19 protein-coding genes, 1 other RNA gene and 1 pseudogene are annotated in these 18,943 nt (G+C 45.3%); 9 read left to right on the forward strand and 12 right to left on the reverse strand.

Going from position 1 to position 18,943, the window contains the following annotated elements; translation table 11 throughout:
* Window positions 1-3: 3 nt before the first annotated feature.
* Complete coding sequence (locus RIC07_RS07590; protein ID WP_446393991.1) at window positions 4-1,038, reverse strand: AAA family ATPase; 1,035 nt, start codon at window positions 1,036-1,038, stop codon at window positions 4-6.
* Between the two features lie 356 nt (window positions 1,039-1,394).
* On the opposite strand from RIC07_RS07590, the pseudogene RIC07_RS07595 reads away from it, so the two are divergent.
* The 3 genes and pseudogenes from RIC07_RS07595 (at window position 1,395) to RIC07_RS07605 (ending at window position 3,092) form a co-directional block, all read left to right on the forward strand.
* Window positions 1,395-1,655: pseudogene (locus tag RIC07_RS07595) on the forward strand (UPF0175 family protein).
* 16 nt (window positions 1,656-1,671) lie between these two features.
* Window positions 1,672-1,812: a hypothetical protein gene (locus RIC07_RS07600; RefSeq protein ID WP_446393992.1), complete on the forward strand. Its 141-nt coding sequence runs from the start codon at window positions 1,672-1,674 to the stop codon at window positions 1,810-1,812.
* Between the two features lie 107 nt (window positions 1,813-1,919).
* Window positions 1,920-3,092, forward strand: coding sequence for an S-layer homology domain-containing protein (locus RIC07_RS07605; protein WP_446393993.1), 1,173 nt, complete (start codon window positions 1,920-1,922; stop codon window positions 3,090-3,092).
* On the opposite strand, the gene RIC07_RS07610 is transcribed toward RIC07_RS07605, so the two are convergent.
* Both RIC07_RS07610 and RIC07_RS07615 read right to left on the reverse strand, forming a co-directional pair.
* Window positions 3,089-3,370, reverse strand: coding sequence for a hypothetical protein (locus RIC07_RS07610; RefSeq protein ID WP_446393994.1), 282 nt, complete (start codon window positions 3,368-3,370; stop codon window positions 3,089-3,091). The genes RIC07_RS07605 and RIC07_RS07610 overlap by 4 nt on opposite strands.
* A 249-nt stretch (window positions 3,371-3,619) precedes the next feature.
* Window positions 3,620-3,829 carry a helix-turn-helix transcriptional regulator gene (locus RIC07_RS07615; RefSeq protein WP_446386805.1) on the reverse strand — a complete coding sequence of 70 codons (210 nt, stop codon included), beginning with the start codon at window positions 3,827-3,829 and terminating at the stop codon, window positions 3,620-3,622.
* Between the two features lie 158 nt (window positions 3,830-3,987).
* On the opposite strand from RIC07_RS07615, the gene RIC07_RS07620 reads away from it, so the two are divergent.
* Together RIC07_RS07620 and RIC07_RS07625 are read left to right on the forward strand one after the other, a co-directional pair.
* Window positions 3,988-4,188: a hypothetical protein gene (locus RIC07_RS07620; RefSeq protein ID WP_446393995.1), complete on the forward strand. Its 201-nt coding sequence runs from the start codon at window positions 3,988-3,990 to the stop codon at window positions 4,186-4,188.
* A 166-nt stretch (window positions 4,189-4,354) separates the two neighbouring features.
* On the forward strand, window positions 4,355-5,389 hold the full coding sequence (locus RIC07_RS07625; RefSeq protein WP_446393996.1) for a glutathione S-transferase family protein: 1,035 nt from the start codon (window positions 4,355-4,357) through the stop codon (window positions 5,387-5,389).
* Window positions 5,390-5,521: 132 nt separating this feature from the next.
* Here RIC07_RS07625 and RIC07_RS07630 read toward each other — a convergent pair whose 3' ends face one another.
* The 3 genes from RIC07_RS07630 to ssrA all read right to left on the reverse strand — a co-directional run bounded on the left by RIC07_RS07630 (window position 5,522) and on the right by ssrA (window position 9,401).
* Window positions 5,522-7,183, reverse strand: coding sequence for an adenylate/guanylate cyclase domain-containing protein (locus tag RIC07_RS07630; RefSeq protein ID WP_446393997.1), 1,662 nt, complete (start codon window positions 7,181-7,183; stop codon window positions 5,522-5,524).
* A gap of 297 nt (window positions 7,184-7,480) precedes the next feature.
* Window positions 7,481-8,518 (reverse strand): helix-turn-helix domain-containing protein, encoded by a 1,038-nt coding sequence (locus RIC07_RS07635; RefSeq protein WP_446393998.1) that lies wholly within the window; start codon window positions 8,516-8,518, stop codon window positions 7,481-7,483.
* Between the two features lie 493 nt (window positions 8,519-9,011).
* Window positions 9,012-9,401: a transfer-messenger RNA gene (ssrA, locus tag RIC07_RS07640) on the reverse strand.
* Window positions 9,402-9,706: 305 nt separating this feature from the next.
* Between ssrA and RIC07_RS07645 the strand changes: the two genes are divergently transcribed.
* The gene (locus RIC07_RS07645) at window positions 9,707-10,969 is read left to right on the forward strand and encodes an RNA-guided endonuclease InsQ/TnpB family protein (RefSeq protein WP_446393999.1); all 1,263 of its coding nucleotides are present in this window, start codon (window positions 9,707-9,709) and stop codon (window positions 10,967-10,969) included.
* Between the two features lie 67 nt (window positions 10,970-11,036).
* A complete protein-coding gene (locus RIC07_RS07650) occupies window positions 11,037-11,375 on the forward strand; it encodes a P-II family nitrogen regulator (protein WP_006098071.1) in 339 nt (112 codons plus the stop codon).
* 48 nt (window positions 11,376-11,423) lie between these two features.
* Here the strand turns inward: RIC07_RS07650 and rdgB are convergent, their stop codons facing one another.
* From rdgB to RIC07_RS07670, 4 genes are all read right to left on the reverse strand, one after another.
* Complete coding sequence (gene rdgB / locus RIC07_RS07655) at window positions 11,424-11,996, reverse strand: RdgB/HAM1 family non-canonical purine NTP pyrophosphatase (RefSeq protein WP_446394000.1); 573 nt, start codon at window positions 11,994-11,996, stop codon at window positions 11,424-11,426.
* 17 nt (window positions 11,997-12,013) lie between these two features.
* On the reverse strand, window positions 12,014-12,451 hold the full coding sequence (locus tag RIC07_RS07660) for a hypothetical protein (protein WP_446394001.1): 438 nt from the start codon (window positions 12,449-12,451) through the stop codon (window positions 12,014-12,016).
* Window positions 12,375-13,811: a phosphoglucomutase/phosphomannomutase family protein gene (locus tag RIC07_RS07665; RefSeq protein ID WP_446394002.1), complete on the reverse strand. Its 1,437-nt coding sequence runs from the start codon at window positions 13,809-13,811 to the stop codon at window positions 12,375-12,377. The genes RIC07_RS07660 and RIC07_RS07665 overlap by 77 nt, the downstream gene beginning before the upstream one ends.
* A gap of 289 nt (window positions 13,812-14,100) precedes the next feature.
* Window positions 14,101-14,421 carry a hypothetical protein gene (locus RIC07_RS07670; RefSeq protein WP_446394003.1) on the reverse strand — a complete coding sequence of 107 codons (321 nt, stop codon included), beginning with the start codon at window positions 14,419-14,421 and terminating at the stop codon, window positions 14,101-14,103.
* 518 nt (window positions 14,422-14,939) lie between these two features.
* Between RIC07_RS07670 and psbO the strand changes: the two genes are divergently transcribed.
* A complete protein-coding gene (psbO, locus tag RIC07_RS07675; RefSeq protein ID WP_446347209.1) occupies window positions 14,940-15,773 on the forward strand; it encodes a photosystem II manganese-stabilizing polypeptide in 834 nt (277 codons plus the stop codon).
* A 331-nt stretch (window positions 15,774-16,104) separates the two neighbouring features.
* Window positions 16,105-17,181, forward strand: coding sequence for a magnesium-protoporphyrin IX monomethyl ester (oxidative) cyclase (gene acsF, locus RIC07_RS07680; protein WP_446394004.1), 1,077 nt, complete (start codon window positions 16,105-16,107; stop codon window positions 17,179-17,181).
* 317 nt (window positions 17,182-17,498) lie between these two features.
* On the opposite strand, the gene RIC07_RS07685 is transcribed toward acsF, so the two are convergent.
* The gene (locus tag RIC07_RS07685) at window positions 17,499-17,702 is read right to left on the reverse strand and encodes a hypothetical protein (RefSeq protein WP_446394005.1); all 204 of its coding nucleotides are present in this window, start codon (window positions 17,700-17,702) and stop codon (window positions 17,499-17,501) included.
* 80 nt (window positions 17,703-17,782) lie between these two features.
* Window positions 17,783-18,631 carry a lysophospholipid acyltransferase family protein gene (locus RIC07_RS07690; protein ID WP_446375588.1) on the reverse strand — a complete coding sequence of 283 codons (849 nt, stop codon included), beginning with the start codon at window positions 18,629-18,631 and terminating at the stop codon, window positions 17,783-17,785.
* Window positions 18,632-18,943 lie beyond the last annotated feature (312 nt).

An 18,943-nucleotide genomic window follows, 5' to 3' on the forward strand; every position in this document is an offset into this window, starting at 1 on the left:
TTTTTAATCTTTATCAATTGTTGCTATAGGACTCTTATATGCTTTTTCCAGGATAGCCTGACGATAAGAATATCGAGAGACAGCTTCCGCCACATCTTCCTGGGTGATTTGCCGAGTACCCTGAATAGCACATGACTTACGGATATCGAGACAAACTCGCTCGGCGTCTGCATAAGTTGAGTTGGAGAGATGACTCACAATTTCATTGACTTGTGACGCTTGAAATTTTAGAGGGACTAGTCTTTTTTTGACCAACTGCTTAAGCTGCTCATTCGTCGGTTTCTCGAAACGAATTATATCATCAAACCTTCTCCAAACGGCTGGATCTAAAGCCTGCTCAAAGTTTGTTGCCGCAATAACCAGTGATCTGCCACTGAAGTTATCCACAATTTGGAGATATGAATTGACAACTCGCTTAATCTCACTATGCTCTGTCGGATCGTCCCGCGAACGACCTATAGCGTCAAACTCATCAAAAAACATCACCCACTGTCCTCTTTGAGCATAGTCAAAGACTCTGCGGAGATTAGCAGCCGTTTCTCCTAGCAGTGATGAAACAACCGCATCAAAGCGAACATATAGCAGAGGCAATCCTAATTCTGCGGCAATGGCTTCGGCTGCTGCTGTTTTACCACATCCAGATGGACCACAAAACAAAACCCGTCGCACTGGGAGCAAGCCATTCGCCTCTAGCACTTCCCATTCCCGAAATTCACGCATAAGCCTTTCAATAGAATGCCGGATCTCTTGGCTCAAAATCAGATCATCCAGATAACGGCTCGTCCACTTTGGCTCCAGTAACCCGACTCCCTTGTCGGCATCTCGCGGAATAGGTTCAAACGGTGTCAGATTAAACTGTTGTCCTTGTTCTATATACCCGTTCCCATTCTTCAGAATTCGCTCTAGCTCGTTTGCCAAAACGATATGATGCTTCTTTCTCTCCTGTTCAATAATTTCTGCCGCTGCCTCACGGAAAGCTCGGTCATCACGCTTTTGGTAGCTCTGTAGGAGTTTTTTTAACAGATCTGCTCTTGCCATTGTTCTCTTTATACGCTACCTAAGCGTCGTTAACCTAATAGGAAAAACATAGTTTGCACTATCCTCAACTGTATTTAGGATTTAACTGGAGTTGAGATAGGCTATGGCTTTACTGAATTAGTTCAATTGTACTATAACAGGGGTGCCAAAACTATTAAGATTTGATGATCAACAGGACGATTATCTCCTTTGGCTCAACTGTAGATAGGCTATCATCTTTACGTGCGATCGCCTGATGGACTATTATCACATTTTTACAACGCCTGTATTGCACCCAAGCAGAACATTAATACTATACTTCAAGTCAATTCGTCGCAGATAGAATCAAAGCGAAATTCCCTATCTGAGTAAATAACATGACCAAATTAACTCTAGAAATTCCCGATAACCTTGCCGAAGTGTTGCGAGTACCACCTACAGAACGCCTTCCCCGTCTGCGTCAGGAACTTGCCATCCGCTTATACCAAAAGGGAATACTATCCTTCGCTAAAGCCCGATAACTTGCAGAAATGACTAAATGGCAATTTCACGAGTTGTTAGGTCAAGAAGGGATTGAACGAAGCTATGATCTAAAAGAATTAGAAGCAGACCTGGAAACACTAGAGTATTTGGGTTGAAGCCCATTAAGCTGATGTGGATTTAAATTGGGTATTCCCTATTCCCTGTTACACACCGAGTGAAGCCGAGGTGTTCCCTGTTCCCTTTGTAGAATTTAATGATGCCAACCTCAATACTGAACAGCTTACTGAAAAGAGCGATCGCGCCTCTACCTAAAGTTATAAAAACACCCAATCCAATCATCCTCTTAAGTTAGAGGCATATAGGATCGTATTTTTGCTAAAAGATACCCAATACATCAAAACCTTAGAGAATTGGGTGTCATGAAAAACACTATACTTTATTCTGTCCAACACCTTAAACCAATATTTTCCTGGCTATCTGTCGGCATATTTGCCAGTGCTGTTGGTGGAAGTATTGCCCCACCTGCAAAAGCACAGAACTACTCAGATATCCAAGGTCATTGGGCGCAACAGTGTATTCAAGGACTGACTCAACAAGGAGTAGTCAGTGGTTATCCGGATCAAACCTTTCGACCGGATAATGTGATTACTCGCGCTGAATATGCGGCGATGATTGACCAAGCATTTCCGAATACCTCCTTAGAACGAAATGCGATTAATTTTCAAGATGTCTCAGCCTCGTATTGGGGTCAAAATGCGATTCAAAATACCTATCGCAAAGGATTTCTCTCTGGATATCCGGGTCAAGTCTTTAAACCCAATGATTTGATTCAACGGGTAGAAGCTTTTGTCGCCCTCGCCAGTGGGTTAGATTATGATAGTCCGGCTTCCCCAGAATCCCTACTTAACGCCACTTACACGGATGCCCAAGAGATTCCTGAATACGCCGAAGGAAAAATTGCCGCCGCCACTAAAAAAGGCATTCTAATCAGTCCTCCTAAGCCAGATGTGCGACTGATGGGACCTACTGATCCGGCAACGCGGGCGCAAGTTGCTGCCGCATTATGTCAAGTTAAAAATGTGTCCGGTGTACCCGATAGTTACGTCGTGAATGCCCAGCAACCTGAAGAAAATTCTCCTATCGCCCTCAGCCAAACCTGCACCAATGAGGCGGCGGGTTATACGGTCAATTATCCCCAAGGTTGGGTGACAAATTCGGGATCAGTGGTAGAACAATGTAAGGTTTTTGATCCAGAATCAATTTCATTACCTGAACAATCTGAAAGTTTCGATGAAGCTGTGCATATCCGAGTTGATCGGGTTCCCTTTGAACGGGTAGCTAGTACGGATAACCAGTCGAGTCAAGAACTTTCTCGCCGTCAAACGACTATTGATGGGTATCAAGCGGTGGTTGTTGAAAATAAAGCTACAGGGATAGGATTAATCCCTGAGGGAGTTCGGTCTTATTTATATTTCGTCGATCTCGATGGGCAAACTCTGATTGGGACGACCTATGATATGCAAGGTCAACGCTATCAACGCAATAAACAAGTGTTAGACCAGATGATGAATAGCCTGAGTTTTAACCGTTAAAGTTTCTTCGGTAACTCGCTATCCACTTCGGGAAAATAGCGGCGGATTACGGAACAATCAAATTTTGACATGATAGAGGAGGCGGGTTCACGTTCTAGTAGGAATTCAAACGCCGCCTCGACTAATTGTTCGGGTGAAACTTTACCTTGCGACCATTGGTTATAGTCGGATTGACTGAGGGTGACATCGTAGTTATACTCGCGATCATTTTCTAGTTTCACCTGATAAGACCAGCCGTTGTCACGTTCAGTTGCGGATTGGATGGTGATGTTAGCCATATCTACCGTTTGTCTGGTGTGCTTTGGTGTTGGATGATCGGCAGGACAACCCAACAGTAGCTAGACTATCATCCCTGGATGCGATCTATCTGTAGTGGACTGACACAGCTAAAATCGTGGAATAGATTTGACGTTTAAACCGGGCGCAAGTCCTTGCGCCCCTACAATTCTAATCCACCAAATAAGGTGTATCACGCCGCCATCGTGTGTTAGCGGAGCGTAACGCACCGCATAATAAGTTAGTCCCAACTAAATATGCCACTCGGCTAACTCTTCCAAGGTGAGGTTTAGTAAATCACACAATATTTTCATTTGTGCAGGATATAGCTTGGGAATATGCCTGCCAGCTTCCCAGTTTTGCACCGTTGTTATCGTTACATCTAATTCATGAGCCAGTTGCCGTTGCGTCAAATTTAACGATTCTCGTCGTTGTTTCAGCTTTTCTCCCAAATTAGCCATTGCTACCTGATACATAAACAACTTAACTCAGTTGACTTGGTTAAGTTTTCCATTTAAGATGAAGGCATAGTTTCAAACAGTCAGAAAGCCAGTGCATCCCGGCTACCAACCTCTTAGCACTGGCTCTGACTCCAATTTCAGATGGAGACAAGTCAATTATGCCTTATAAAGAACGCCTTTATCCTTGGGTGCTGGTTCGCCTGCTACCCAAAATGAAAGGAGTCACTGTAGCACAGTATCGTAGCCGTTCCGATGCTGACGGTCATTTGTGCATACTCCGTCGTCTGATGCCGAATGCCCAATTTGTGGTGATGTTTAATCCTGGCTTACCACCAGAGTATCAGCCGAACTCGCGCTAGTGGTGTGACACAGCTTAAATCGTGGAATAGATTTTACGGTTAAATCGGGCGCACGTCGGTACGTAAAAGGGCGCACGGAGGGTGCGCCCCTACAATTTCTGAATGTAAGCGTCATCTATTAAATTAGATGTGTCACGCCAGTAGGATAAAATTCAATTCTTCACTCATGGCAACATCTTCTTGGAAACCTAAAGGTACATCTCTCCCCTCAACCATAATTATCCGGTTGGGCAAGTTTGTCTGGACGACAATGTGGCAGATTATGATGTCCAAACTAGCACCGCCCAGCAAAAAGGGAGAATACATTCGCCCAGAGAGTCAGTTTAGACAGGCGATTGGTACAGACGCCGGAAATCCCTATCCACCCGCCCCAGGGCGCTATACTCTGTTTGTGGGACTCGGATGTCCTTGGGCGCATCGAACGCTGGTTGTTAGGGCACTGAAGGGATTGGATGAGGTGATTGGAGTATCGATTGTCTCGCCATCTTCAGATCAGGGAATTTGGGTGTTTGAGAAACCCGAAGAGGGCTGTCACACGTTGCCGGAATTATACCAGTTAGCCCAATCCGGTTACAGTGGGCGTTCGACGGTTCCAGTCTTGTGGGATAACCAGACGAAAACGATAGTTAATAATGAGAGTGCCGAGATTATTGTTATGCTCAACTCTCAGTTTAATCAGTTCGCAAAGAATTCTGCACTGGACTTGTATCCAGAGGATCTGAAGTCCGCGATCGATGAGTGGAATGATAAGATTTACCATACGGTGAATAATGGGGTTTATCGCTGCGGTTTTGCCCAATCTCAAGAGGCTTATGATCAAGCCTGTGATGAATTGTTTACTACACTCAATGAAATTGATGCGGTGCTAGAGACGAATCGCTATTTATGTGGGGATAGAGTGACGTTGGCAGATGTGCGTCTATTTACCACCCTATTCCGTTTTGATATTGTTTACTATGGACTCTTTAAGTGCAACCGTCGTCGGATTAAAGACTATCAAAACTTAGGGGTTTACCTGCGCGATTTGTATCAGCTTCCGGGGGTTGCGGATACCTGTGATTTGGAGAGTGTTAAGCGAGATTATTATGGGAATTTGTTTCCGCTGAATCCTGGCGGAATTATCCCCAGCGGTCCCGATGTGTCTAGCCTTATGGAACCTCATGGTCGAGAGACTGTGGGCAAAGCTTCAGTGAGAAGCTAAGTAGGGTCTGCTGAATAAGTCTTGTGGTGGCAATAGGCAATAGGCAATAGGCAATAGTTTCAACATCTCGACTTACAAAGAACGTTTGCCATGGTAAAAGTTCTTGGTAAAATCCTGTCCAACGTCCAGTAGTTAAGATGGGCTAAGTGTAGTTACTAGACCACCATTCTCGCACAATACGTCCGTCGCGTTATAGTGCTGCCACAAAACCCGATAGAGATGTAAAGGCGAAGTCTTACCCTTCACCCAAACAGGTGGTATTTTTTCGAGGGGAATACTCGGATCACCCAGCTTATCAAACGTACTTTGAGCGATTAAAATTTGCCCAGCTTGAGCCACGTCACAAATTCGACTGCTCACATTTGTTGTATCCCCAATTGTGGCATATTGAATCATATTTTTAGAACCAATATTTCCAGCCGCGACTGTGCCTGTATTCAAACCAATGTGAATTTGAATCGGTTGTCGGTTTTCGCGAATCCATTTTTGATTTAAGCGAGAAACTGCCCATTGCATTTCAATCGCTGCTTGTACCGCTAAATCCACATCATCGGGTTGGCGATACGGTGCGCCCCAAATTGCTAGAATTCCATCACCAATGTACTTTTCTAACGTTCCTTCGTAAGGAAAAACAATCTCTTCTACAATGACTTGGAAATACTCATTCAGCATTTCAACAATCTGACGCGGTTCCATTTCCGCCGACATTTGCGTATAGTTGCTAATATCGGCAAACAAAGCCGTCACTTCTGTCTCCACCGTGGCTAAATTACCTTCTTCCCGTAACTTGCGACTCACCGATTGAGGAAAGAATCGTTCCAACTTTGCTCTCATTACTTCCTGTTCCTGCATCTTTTTATACAGGCGGGAATTTTCAATCGCGATCGCGGCTTGGTTGGCTAGACAGGTTAAAAACTCTAAATCCTCATCAGAATAGATATCAGTCATAGATAAATTATCCACATACAATACGCCAATTACCTCATCTGCGGGCTTCAGAGGAACACACATTGCGGCATGAATCCCTTGTTCAACAATAGAGATTGAATCGTTAAATAAGCCATCTTTGCGAGCATCACCTGTGAGAATTGCATCGCCCTGTTCACGGACAAAATCAGTAATTTTACTACTGTAAAAATTTTCGTCAGTCGGGATGCCAGATCGCCAGTTTACGGCTTTTTGTTCCAGAACACCACTGATTTGATTAACCATCAAAATAGTGACGCGATCGATATGCATAATTTCAAATAGCAAATCGACGATTTTTTGCAGCAATTGATCAGGATCTTCGGGAGAGGATAATTGTTTACTGACTTCCAGTAAAATTTGCAATTTATCAACCGTTCGTTGATGAGCATCTTGCTGCTTCAGTTTAATAATAGAGTTTTCTGACTTATCTGGTTGCAATAAATCAGTGATTGTAATTCGAGTTTTTTCCGGAGAGACTTGCTTGACAATTGAAATTTCCGTATCAGCGTCCGATGATACGGTTTTCTCAACCTTAGGGATTTGCTGTACAAATTTAAACGATACATCCCCTAAACGAATAAAATCTCCATCCTTAAGTTGACATTGTTCAACTTTAAACTCATTCACAAACGTACCATTGAGGCTATTGAGATCCCGAAGTATCACAGCGTCAGGGGAGAGCAAAATCTGAGCGTGGTAACGGGAAAGATAGGTATGGTCAACTACAATAGTGTTATCCTCTTCCCGCCCAATCGTATTCGCGCCCCAAGTTAATGGATAGATTTGCTTGTGCAAGATTTCACAAGTACAGATTAAGTAAGTCACTTTTTTAAAGAGATAAGACTGTCAAAAAATAGTCTTATTTAATGGTTCTATTTCACTATTCTGACTACAGGGATTCTTTCAGATAGATATGTGTTAGGAGTTGGTGAGGAATTGGTAAAGAGTCTATAAAGTGGTCATTTGTCATTTGTCATTTGTCATTTGTCATTCGTCATTCGTCATACTCGCTTTCATCGAGAAGCAAAGTACGTCATTCGTCCTTTGTTAATTGTTCATGGTTCCGCCGGAAAATTTATTCTCTCCCTCATCTTCCCCATCTCCTTCATCTTCCCCATCTCCTTAAAACGGAAATGCCTCAGGGGGAGCAATATCATCTCCTGCTTGTACACCAGTTTGACTCGATTTAATCCCCGGCTTATGGGTAGATTTGCTAGTTTCAGCTCTTGGAGAAATAGAGTTTTGACCCGAAGGAACAGGTTCAGGTTCCGCTGTATTTTGTGGTGCTGATTGTTGATTCGACATCCAGTTAAGTCCTCCCACTGCTCCTGCAATCAGCGTGGCATAACCTAGATATAAATGAACAGATTTAAGGTGAAACCCTGTCGCTACAGGATCTTTATACCAGGAAGGAATCACAGACTTGACCGGATCAATTTCCGGCAAAGATAAGGCTAATGCTACACCATCTAACCCTAGAGCATAACCAAGTCGGCGAATAAAACCACGAATATAAATATCCTCGGGTAGCTGAGCCAAACTACCCGTTTCTAATGCTTCAATTTGATGAATGGGGACTAAGGTTTGGCGATGTAGTTGCTGAAGGCTCAAAGAGCGGGATTTACGCGCTCGTCGTAGTTGTTGACCAATTTGCTGCAACATCTCTTCCCGTTCTAGGGAAAGCTTTTGCGCGGCTAATTCTGCTTTGGAGCGTTTTTTACGCGACTGCGTTTCTCCAATCTCTCGATCCGCTAAACTGGGCGATAAGTTGGTCTCAACCCTATGGGACATCGTTTCTTTCGAGCCAATGGGACATTGCCTCTCTTCAGTTTGGGGAATCTCCAACTCCTCCTCTTCGGTTTCTGTCGGTTGATTCATTCCGTCAGAAGTCACAGGAGTCACAGGAACAACCTTATACTGTCTGGCAAATTCCTGAAATGTCAACCTTACGGCTTCTCGCCCCACCGCCTTGACCAGAATATGAGCGTTGCTTGAGGCTTCTCCTAACATCGTTTGTAACCCAGCCATGGTGCGGCGGTAAACTTCACTATCGATGAGTTCCGCCTCAATCTGATTCAGAATAGACCGCAATCCTTCCTGAGAAAGTTCAATGGTTGAGCTATCGATAAAACCATTACCATACGTAGGTTGCATTACCATAACTTGCTCTTGCTCGTTGTTGTTTACATATTTAAGGATGAGGTACTCCAGAGTAAGGGATTCGGTTGGATAGGATGAATTCCCTACTCCTTTTGGGCGGTCAAATCCTAGCATCCTTACCTCCAACATTATTGAATGAACACCAAAGCCGGAGTTTGGAGTTCATTCATCTGACCCGCAACAATTGTTAATAAATTGATAAGGGTACCGAAGGCGTTTGATTACCTTTTTCTGTCATCAAGGCATTCATCCGGATAATCTGATACTAAATCCGGGTTAACTATTTCCTTTTTGGTAAGGACAAGGCAGATGTTAGAGGGCAGATAGCAGATGGCTTCCAGGAAACAGCACCCCGGTGATACAAGAGGTTAATGAAGCAGATTTGGTATGAGTTATGGCAAACTAATCAACGTATGATCCAACGTATGATCAATGATAAAAACCCCTTCATGCTAGATGAAGGGGTCTTATTACATCTGAAAATTGAATTTAGAAATGGAGCCTACGGGAATTGAACCCGTGTCCGCATTGGGTATTTACCTACCGATCATTCACAGGTTTAGCCCTTCTCATCCTCAGGGCGGGAACCATCCATTATCCCGGATGGTGGGATGCTTTGGTTAGGTCTTTGCTAGCCAGCCGACCAAAGACAGCTAACTAGCGCATCCGTTGGGGTTGTGTCCTTAGCCCTTAACGGAGTCAGACTAAGAACGCTCGAACCTATGAGAGGTGTTTAAGCGGCTACAGGAGCTGCCTTACGAGCAAAAGGAACGATGTTGTTCGCAGTTACTTTTTTTTGAGTCCGGGATTTACGAGAGAAGACTCACTCTCGACCTGTATCACGGGTTGGCTTTCACCAACACGTCGAAACCATTAAGGCCCCCTGTGATATATTCTCATTTTAATCAAAAGTTTGGCGATCGACCACCGTAACCTGAGGATTGGGGAAGTGCGAGAGTTTTGACCCTTGACGACTGAAGGCATAGTTTGTCGGGGCGAGTTTCACTACAACTCAACCTGTCCTGATCGAGTGTTGACCGTCTGGGAATTGGCGATTGGCGACGGGCAATGCATCCGATACCCAAAATAACTGTATTCAATGTTACAAAAAATTTATTGATGGGAGTGTAAAACTAAATCGCGATTATCTCCGGAACCTCAATGAAGTAAGCCGGAGCCGGATAGAAGATGCTAACACGCCGAGTGACTTTCAGACTTTATCCAAATAACTCCCAATGCGACAAACTCCATTGGGCAAGAAAAATGCACTGTGACCTATACAATGCGGCTATTGCAAACCGTAGGACACAGTACAAACACTTTGGTCATTCTGTTGATTATTTTGAACAACAGAACTGTTTGCCTGAGTTTAAAAAAGTTTGGGTTGAGTATGCAGAATTAGGTTCTCAGACGTTACAAGCTACATTAAAACGTGTCGATATAGCCTATCAACGTTTTTTTAAGGGTTTGGGTAAATATCCCAAATTTAAAGCCAAACGACGATATGCAGGTTGGACATATCCTAATAAACAAAGTTGGCGGGTCTCCTCTAATGGCAAAAATGGTCATCTAGAGCTGAGAGACTTGGGAGAGAAAATTCATATCCGAGGTACAGCCAGGACATGGGGAATTCCAACAACCTGTACAATTTTCTTTAGGAATGGTAAATGGTATGGATCAATAACTGTACAATGTAAACCAACTCGTCAAACGGGTACAGGTTCTATTGGAATAGATTTGGGTTGTAAAGACGCGATAACTCTTTCGACTGGTGATAAAATTCCTAAACCAGACTTTATTAAGGAGGGACATAAAAAGGTTAAGGTGGCTTCAAAGCGTTTGAGACGCAAGAGAACCCCTAACAGGAACAAGAAAATTAAAGCCTCAAGACGCTGGAAAAAGGAATGGAAGAGAGTTTCTAAACTCCAACGGAAAGTCACCCGACAGCGGGAAGATTGGCTGCACAAGACAACCAGCGATCTAGTCAGCAGTAATAGCCTAATCGCTGGTGAACAGCTAAATGTCAAAAAAATGACAGGCAAAGCCAAGAAGGGTAAACGAAAACGACAGAAAGCTCGATTAAATCGGTCTATCCTTGACGTTGGTTTTGGTATGATTGGAGACTTGTTAACCTATAAAGCGGCTGAAGCTAATGGCTTTTATGTCGAGTCACCAACACAGAAACTCAAACCTACTCAGCGATGTGCTAAGTGCTGGGAACTGACTCCCAAGACCTTAGCAGATAGAGTTCATGTTTGCTCTAATCCCGACTGTAATCATGTTGAGGATAGAGACGTAAATGCTGCTCAAGTCAACGAGATTTGGGCAAGGGGGCAGGAACTGTCCTCTTTAGACGCCGAGTTGCCTAGCTCTACTACATACGGAAGTATGAAGCAACTAGGGGCGAAGAAACGTCAGAAACAGCGACTTCAACGAAGTAAGTCGCCGTAGTTCATCGTGTCATGCTGGTCTGGTAAATCTGGTACATATAGAGAAACGTAAGTGAGGAGCTAGAATCTTGAAAAAGGTAGAAGCGATTATTCGACCCTTTAAGCTCGATGAAGTTAAAATCGCCTTGGTCAACGCTGGAATTGTCGGGATGACGGTTTCGGAAGTTCGGGGATTTGGACGCCAAAAAGGTCAAACCGAACGTTATCGAGGTTCTGAATACACCGTTGAGTTCCTACAAAAGCTTAAGGTGGAGATTGTCGTCGAAGATGCCCAAGTCGATATGGTAGTCGAAAAAGTGATTGCTGCGGCTCGCACGGGGGAAATTGGCGACGGAAAAATCTTCATCAGTCCCGTTGAGGAAATTGTCCGGATCAGGACGGGTGAACGGAACCTGGAAGCTGTTTAAATTACCTTATGAATTATGGATTAAAAATTAATTTTTCTAATTCATAATTCATAAGAGTTGGTTGAACTGGGGGAGGAGTAATTCAAAGGCTTTGCCCCGGTGACTGTAGCGTCGCTTCAGTTCCGGAGTCATTTGGGCAAAGGTTAATCCCTGTTCTGGCACGTAAAAAATTGGATCGTAGCCAAAGCCACCTGTACCCAAGGGAGCCTTGAGAATTTCACCTCGGCACACGCCTTCCACTTCTAAGGCGATTGTGCCATGAGGACGAGCGATCGCGATCGCACAAACAAACTGCGCCCCCCGATTGGATGTATCCCCCAGTTCGGACAGCAACCGCTGAATCCGTTCAGCATCGGTTTTCCCGTAGCGTGCTGAATAAATACCAGGCGCTCCGTTCAAAGCATCTACTTGCAAGCCAGAATCATCGGCGATTGACCATTCACCCGTGGCTTGGGCGACACCTAAAGCTTTGAGACGAGCATTTGCTGCAAAGGTATCGCCTGTTTCCTCAATCTCGATTTCCGGTGGCTTAAGCTGCAATTCCCAGGGCAAATCACCGAGATATGCCTGCATCTCGCGTAATTTACCTGGATTTCCAGTGGCAACAATTAGGTTGGTCATTTGTCATTTGTCATTCGTCATTTGTCATTTGTTAGGGAACAGGGAACAGGCAATAGGCAATAGGCAATAGGCAACACCTCGGACTTCGGCGTGAGCGCGGACCCCTGAGCCTGTCGAAGTTCAGTCGAACGCTTACGATGGTCAGTGAGCTTGGTCGAACTGCGCTCGGTAACACGCTCGGTGTGTCTTATGGAATAGGGTAATGGGCTATAGAAATTTTGTCTCCCATCTCCCCCCGCTCCCTCTGCTCCCCCCGCTCCCTCTGCTCCCTCTGCTCCCTCTGCTCCCCCCGCTCCCTCTGCTCCCCCTGCTCCCTCTGCTCCCTCTGCTCCCCCCGCTCCCTCTGCTCCCTCTGCTCCCTCTGCTCCCCCTGCTCTCTTATCCCTGATTTCTATTTGCCCAATCGTTTGCCCAACTGAGGGTTTGACGCACTTGTTCTGGAGTGGAGGCTTCACAGTAAAGGCGTAAAACAGGTTCAGTACCACTAAATCGAATCAGTAACCAGCTACCATCAGCTAAGCGGAATTTATACCCATCGATTGTCTGACAATCAACAACGGCTTGACCATTAATTTCAGTGGGGGGTTGGGTTTGCAGTTGGTTGAGTAGACGCGATCGCTCATCCATTCCCGCTAGATGTAAATCAATGCGGTCATAGACTGAGGTATAACCTGTTTGCTCTTGTAAGCCTTGGTAAAGTTGGCTTAAATCCATACCCGATTCCGCGATCGCTTCCAACAGATATAGGGCAGAGAGTAAGGCATCGCGTTCTGGGATATGTGTTCCATACCCAATTCCACCGGATTCTTCACCTCCCAGCAAGACTTGGGTAGAAACCATGCGATCGGCAATATATTTGTACCCAATGGGGGTTTCGTGGAGGGGCAATTGATAAAGTTGAGCAATTTGGGGAATTAAATCCGAACCACTAATCGTTTTTACCACTTCCCCTGTCTCTTGCCGTCGGGATGCTAAATGTTCAATCAGAATCGGGATTAGAATTTGAGAACTGAGGAAATTACCTTGTCCATCCACTGCCGCAATGCGATCGCTATCTCCATCAAAGACTAATCCTACCCGTAATGTACCCTCCTTTTGCCGTCGGTGGGTACGGATTTGGCGGAAAAGTTGAGACAAATAACGGGGTAATGGTTCCGGCGCACCGCCACCAAATAAGGGATCACGGGAGCTATTGAGTTCCTGAATCGGTACATTTAAAATTTTGCTCAAGCCCCCTGCGGCTGCGCCATGCATGACATCGGCAAAGACAGTCAATTTACCTTGGCTAATCAGGTTCTGAATACTCGCCAAATTTATTTTTGAGCGCAGCGCATCACAATAACTTGACCAAGGATCAAAGGATTGGATTTTACCTGGCGTTGGCGCTGAGGTTGGGGGTTGAGCGAGTGTGGCTTCAATTTTTTGGGTAATTTCTGGCGGAACTGATCCCCCAAATGCCCCCTTCACTTTTAATCCCAGATAACTGGCTGGGTTATGGCTAGCCGTTAGAACCAAAGCACCTAGTGCATTCTGGTTATTTGCTGCCCAGCTAAATGCCGGGGTGGGCGCGTAACTTTCAGAAAGCAACACATCAAATCCCAAGGATTGGACAACCTCCGCCGTCTTTTTGGCAAAGGTTTCCGCCATAAAGCGCCGATCATAACCCACCACCACAGTCCGGCTACCGCTGGTTTTGCCATAACACTCAGCCAGAACTTGAGTAGCGGCTGTCGCGACTAACGCCACACGCTCAAACGTAAAATCGGCGGCGATCACACCTCGCCAGCCGTCTGTGCCAAACTTAATTTCATTCATAGTCCCTGCTCAAAAATAAGAATAAGATAATAAAGTGCTAAGACTGACGGCTGGATCTTAGCACCTGTTGCCCCAACTGTCTTGTTGGCGCAACATCGTTTAACCTAATCTCCAAAAAGTTTCCCGCCATAATCTCGCTCCGCAAGCGGTGAGATGAATTGGCAGAGGGAGAAAACTTGTTTTCATCTCATTAGCCAAGCATTCTAAGTCGTTATAGACGATCCTAACTTTACCCTGCTTGAGCCAACGTCTGGCGCGGCTAGCTTGGGTTGGCAAGCGCTAGCTCGCGTTAGGGTTGTTGAATCTCAGAGATTGCCGCTTCCGGGAAATTTGTCAGCAGCGATCGCAGCTTCATCCGCGCCACATAAGGCCAACCCCCTAATTCTTCAATATCTTTGAGCAGTGCATACAGGGTTTGTCGATTGTCGGGTAACGAGTCTTGAAATAGACCATCTCGGATCTCGCGGTGCGCCTCTTCCAGCGTCCGCAGCAGAGCCAACAGGGTTAACGTATCCCCTTTATGGTCATTGGCTAACGCCCAAATATCTGCTCTGAGTGCTTGCAATTTGACCTGTAGCTCCTGAGTCTCTAATTCATTACTCAAATTCATCCTACTCCTGTCACTTTTAGTTGTTTCCTGTCACCTGCTTGATTGAAAGCGTAAAAGTGTCGCTTCCCGTGTACAATGAAGCGAGAAAAGCTAAGGTTCACGCTTTCGGCATCATATAGGGAACAAAGCTTAAGTGAGCGATCGTTCCATTGGTTATGCGATCGCCGATAACTAGCGTGTGACCAAAACTATACCATGGTGTCAACGACCGCACACCTAACCGCTAGGTCAGGTGTAGGCTGATCAAAGCCTGTTGACCAGATGGCATCTTTTGGGGAGAAATCCCAGTGCGGCAATTTCGCCAAGCGTTGCCCACCTGCTTCGCTATCGGACGCTGACCCTCCGGGTTCTCCTCGTCCGCCCCTTTGCCGCATTTAAGGTGGAGTGAATTTAGGGTAACTTTCGTTGATATGGTAAGGATAGTTGCGGTTTTATTTGTATAAACCACAGCCTGATTCACTAGCTAATCACCATAAAAAAAATTTTCTTGTTTTAGAGATTGACGATTGAGGTTGACCATGAGGTATCGCGCATTGATTGTTGCCTTTTTGGCATTGTGTCTGGGGGTGTTAACAGCTTGTTCAGAAGCAACAGCGACTAGTCCTGATCAATTGACCTACGACCAGATTAGAAATACAGGATTAGCGAATTTATGTCCCCAGCTCTCAGAAACAACTCGTGGTTCTATTCCCATTGAGTCTGATAAGTCCTATCGAATTGTCGAGCTGTGTTTACAGCCAACCAGCTTCTTTGTCAAGGAAGAACCGACAAATAAGCGTAGAGAGGCAGAATATATCCCAGGTAAGTTATTGACCCGGGCTACCTCTAGCCTAGATCAAGTTGAAGGTTCCTTGAATCCTGGAGAAAATGGCAGCCTTATCTTTACTGAAGAGGATGGCATTGACTTTCAAGCGATTACAGTACAGCTACCTGGAGGCGAACAAGTTCCCTTCATGTTCACAATTAAAAGTTTGGTTGCCACAAGTCAGCCAAACATGACGAGCGTGAATACGTCTACTGACTTTGAAGGGGAATTTAAGGTTCCGTCTTATCGGGGTGCTGTGTTCCTCGATCCCAAAGGTCGTGGTGTAGCATCTGGTTATGATAATGCGATCGCGCTGCCTTCCAAAGCGGATGAAGAGGAATTCGTTCGCGCTAACGTTAAGCGCGTAGAGACCCGATCCGGTGAGATGTCTCTACAGGTTTCTAAGGTGGATAGCTTCACCGGTGAAATTGCTGGTACCTTTGAGAGCGAACAGACGGCTGATACTGACTTAGGTGCCGAAGAAGAACCTGAAGAAGTCTTGATTCGGGGAATCTTTTACGGTCGCGTTGAAGCTGAAGAAGCTTAACGGCTTAGGACTTCGGTACTAAACCGTCTTTGATTTAATTAATTAGGGGCATGGCGATAGTCATGTCCCTTTTCACAAAAGCCGAACTGTTGTAGAGAGGTTGCATGCAACCTCTCTACCAAATGATGCTCTACCTTACCTGTTCCCTGATAAATATGAAGAAAGGTTAAGCAAATTTACAAATTTTAACCTTAACTGGATTTTGCACTCACCCAAGACCTTGGTAGACTCAATATGCAGCTCTAAAAAATCGGCGCGGGTCGAGTCACCCCCCAATTGCCATATTCTCAAGTCCAAAATCGTAAGTAAGAGATAACGAGTACAACCAACTATGGTAGATACCCTTAAAAAACCTAGCTTTGAAGAAATCAGACCTGGCGTTAAATCCCCGGCGAAGGAGACCATTCTGACGCCTCGGTTCTACACGACAGACTTTGAAGCGATGGCGCAGATGGACATCTCGCCGAATGAGGATGAGCTATTGGCGATTCTAGAAGAGTTCCGTGCGGACTACAATCGCCACCACTTCGTCCGGGACGCTGAGTTTGAGCAGTCTTGGGAGCATATCGACGGTGAAACCCGCCGCTTGTTTGTGGAATTTCTGGAGCGTTCCTGTACAGCAGAATTCTCTGGATTTTTACTTTATAAGGAATTGGGTCGTCGGATCAAAGATAAAAGTCCGGTGCTGGCAGAGTGTTTCACCCTGATGTCTCGTGATGAAGCACGTCATGCTGGTTTTCTGAACAAGGCGATGTCAGATTTCAATCTGGCGCTTGATTTGGGATTTTTGACCAAAAATAAGAAGTACACCTTCTTCCAGCCGAAGTTTATCTTCTACGCCACCTATTTGTCGGAGAAGATTGGCTACTGGCGGTATATCACCATTTATCGCCATCTTGAAGCTCATCCTGAAGACCGCATTTACCCCATCTTCCGGTTCTTTGAAAACTGGTGTCAGGACGAAAATCGTCATGGGGATTTCTTTGATGCGATCATGAAAGCCCAGCCGCAAATGTTAAATGATTGGCAGGCGAAGTTATGGTCTCGCTTCTTCTTGCTCTCAGTATTTGTGACAATGTATCTAAATGACATCCAACGGTCTGGTTTCTATCAGTCGATTGGTTTAGATGCCCGCGAGTATGATAAGCATGTGATTCAGAAGACCAACGAAACGGCGGCGCGGGTATTTCCAGTGATTTTAGATGTGGAACATCCTAAGTTCTACGAACGTCTAGAACTCTGTATTGGCAATAACGAAAAGTTGACGGAAATTGCTAACTCCAACAGTCCAAAGTTCGTGCAATTTTTCAAGAAGCTGCCCTACTATGTCTCTAATGGCTGGCAGTTCCTGAGACTCTACCTGATGAAGCCCATGGAAGTTGCTTCTCAACAGGGCGTCGTTCGTTAAATAACTCCGTTCCAGACGGCATGGTATGATAGCGCGTCTGGAACGACCTCAAATTTGTCTCCGCTAAATTTAGTGACATCTTCCCTCGCTGACATCTTTATGATAGATAGCGAGGGTTTTTCCTATAATAGCGACTTTTGAATTTTAATCTGTGAATAAACAAGACTTAACGTTGAGTCAATAATATACTAGCTGACGACATCTTCTTCAGTTATTACAGCAGCCCTTGTTAACCCAGTGATAGTATCACTGGGTTTTTTGCCCAGGAGACTTCCCCGACTGTTTTGCCCACCAACTGCGATTAATAAACCAATGCTCTAGACTTTATTGAGCTTCCGTTGTAGGTAAGCGATCGTTTCTCCGACGGCTTCAAGCTTACCTCTCAGTTTCCACACACTTTCACTGTTTTCTCCTCTTGATTCGATGACATTAAGAGTCCGTTGGTATTCGGTCTGACGCTCTAACCAGTAATCTAAATCCTGACGAGAGACGGATGGAGACGGATCGGTAGAATTACTCAAGGTACTATCCTCAACTCAATACAAGTCAATTCTTACAATATCTCCTTTTTCACAAATCCCTGCTATTCTCATCAGCCAGATCAACTTCTACTCGCCACCTTGACTAAACCATCAAGTTCCCATTGCATCTGAGTACAGACTTTTTCATAGCAAGCATTGACATATTCGCGATCGCTAGCTGCATCCCGACCATACCATTCAAAAACAATCGGCGCACAAATACGAGTGTAAATTTGGACAGGTAAGGGAATATTGGGTAAAGGTCCAATCGCTAATCCCCAGGGTAAACCTAAGTAGATGGGAAACACTTCCGGATCAAGACCAAATAACCACGGGAAAAGTCCCCAATCGTGCAATTGTCGAATCTGGTCGTAAAAATCAGCCAAAACAATCAATGTATCATGAGCGCCATGGGAAATAACGGGTATAATCGGCACACCTTCTCGTAGTGCCAGCTTAATAAACCCTTGACGCCCCGCTAAATGGATTTTATTCCGCATGGTATGGGGACGAAAGACATCCTGCGCCCCCCCAGGGTAGACGAGGACACTAGCACCTCGACGCAAAGCCGCGATCGCCATTTTGGGATGAGTCCTGATTGCCCCCGTCTTAGCTGCTAGTCGTGCTGTGTTTGGGTCAATTTTCCAGCCATTGGGGTGCATCAGACCATAAACCGGACGTTCGGTACCAAAACGCCGAAACCAGTCATACATGACCATGATCATATCCGGTGCGACGAGTCCGCCATTGTGAGACCCCACAAATAAGGCGTTATCCTGATCGGGAATGTGATGCCAGCCATCGGTTTTCACCCGAAAGTAGTAGTGGTAAAACCATCCCCATAAGGGCATGAAAGATTGGATGGTTTGGGGATCACGTTCATCGAGTGACCAGCCGGGTTGGTCGTTTGGGATTGAGTTACCATTCATGAACGAAACAAAATGTTGGGTTGGGCGGATTCTGACCAAAAGCAGAAGAGTATAAGCTTACTTTTCACGGGATCTGGAAAACATCTCTCCAAACCTCTCTCCTGCTCGGAGTATAAGAGGCACAACCTGAGTGACTTTCTTCGAGAAACAGGATGACTTGCATCCTTAATAAATATTAACGGAACTCAATGCATAAGGCTCTACTTGCGGTATTCTCAGTCGAATGGTAAGGCTTTTTAGTTTCCCCTACCGTGGCATAGTCCGAAATCAAGGACTGTGATTGCCTGGTGAACACCTTGCCACCATGGCAAC

The sequence above is a fragment of the Coleofasciculus sp. E1-EBD-02 genome (assembly GCF_040218245.1).
GTDB lineage: Bacteria > Cyanobacteriota > Cyanobacteriia > Cyanobacteriales > Coleofasciculaceae > Coleofasciculus.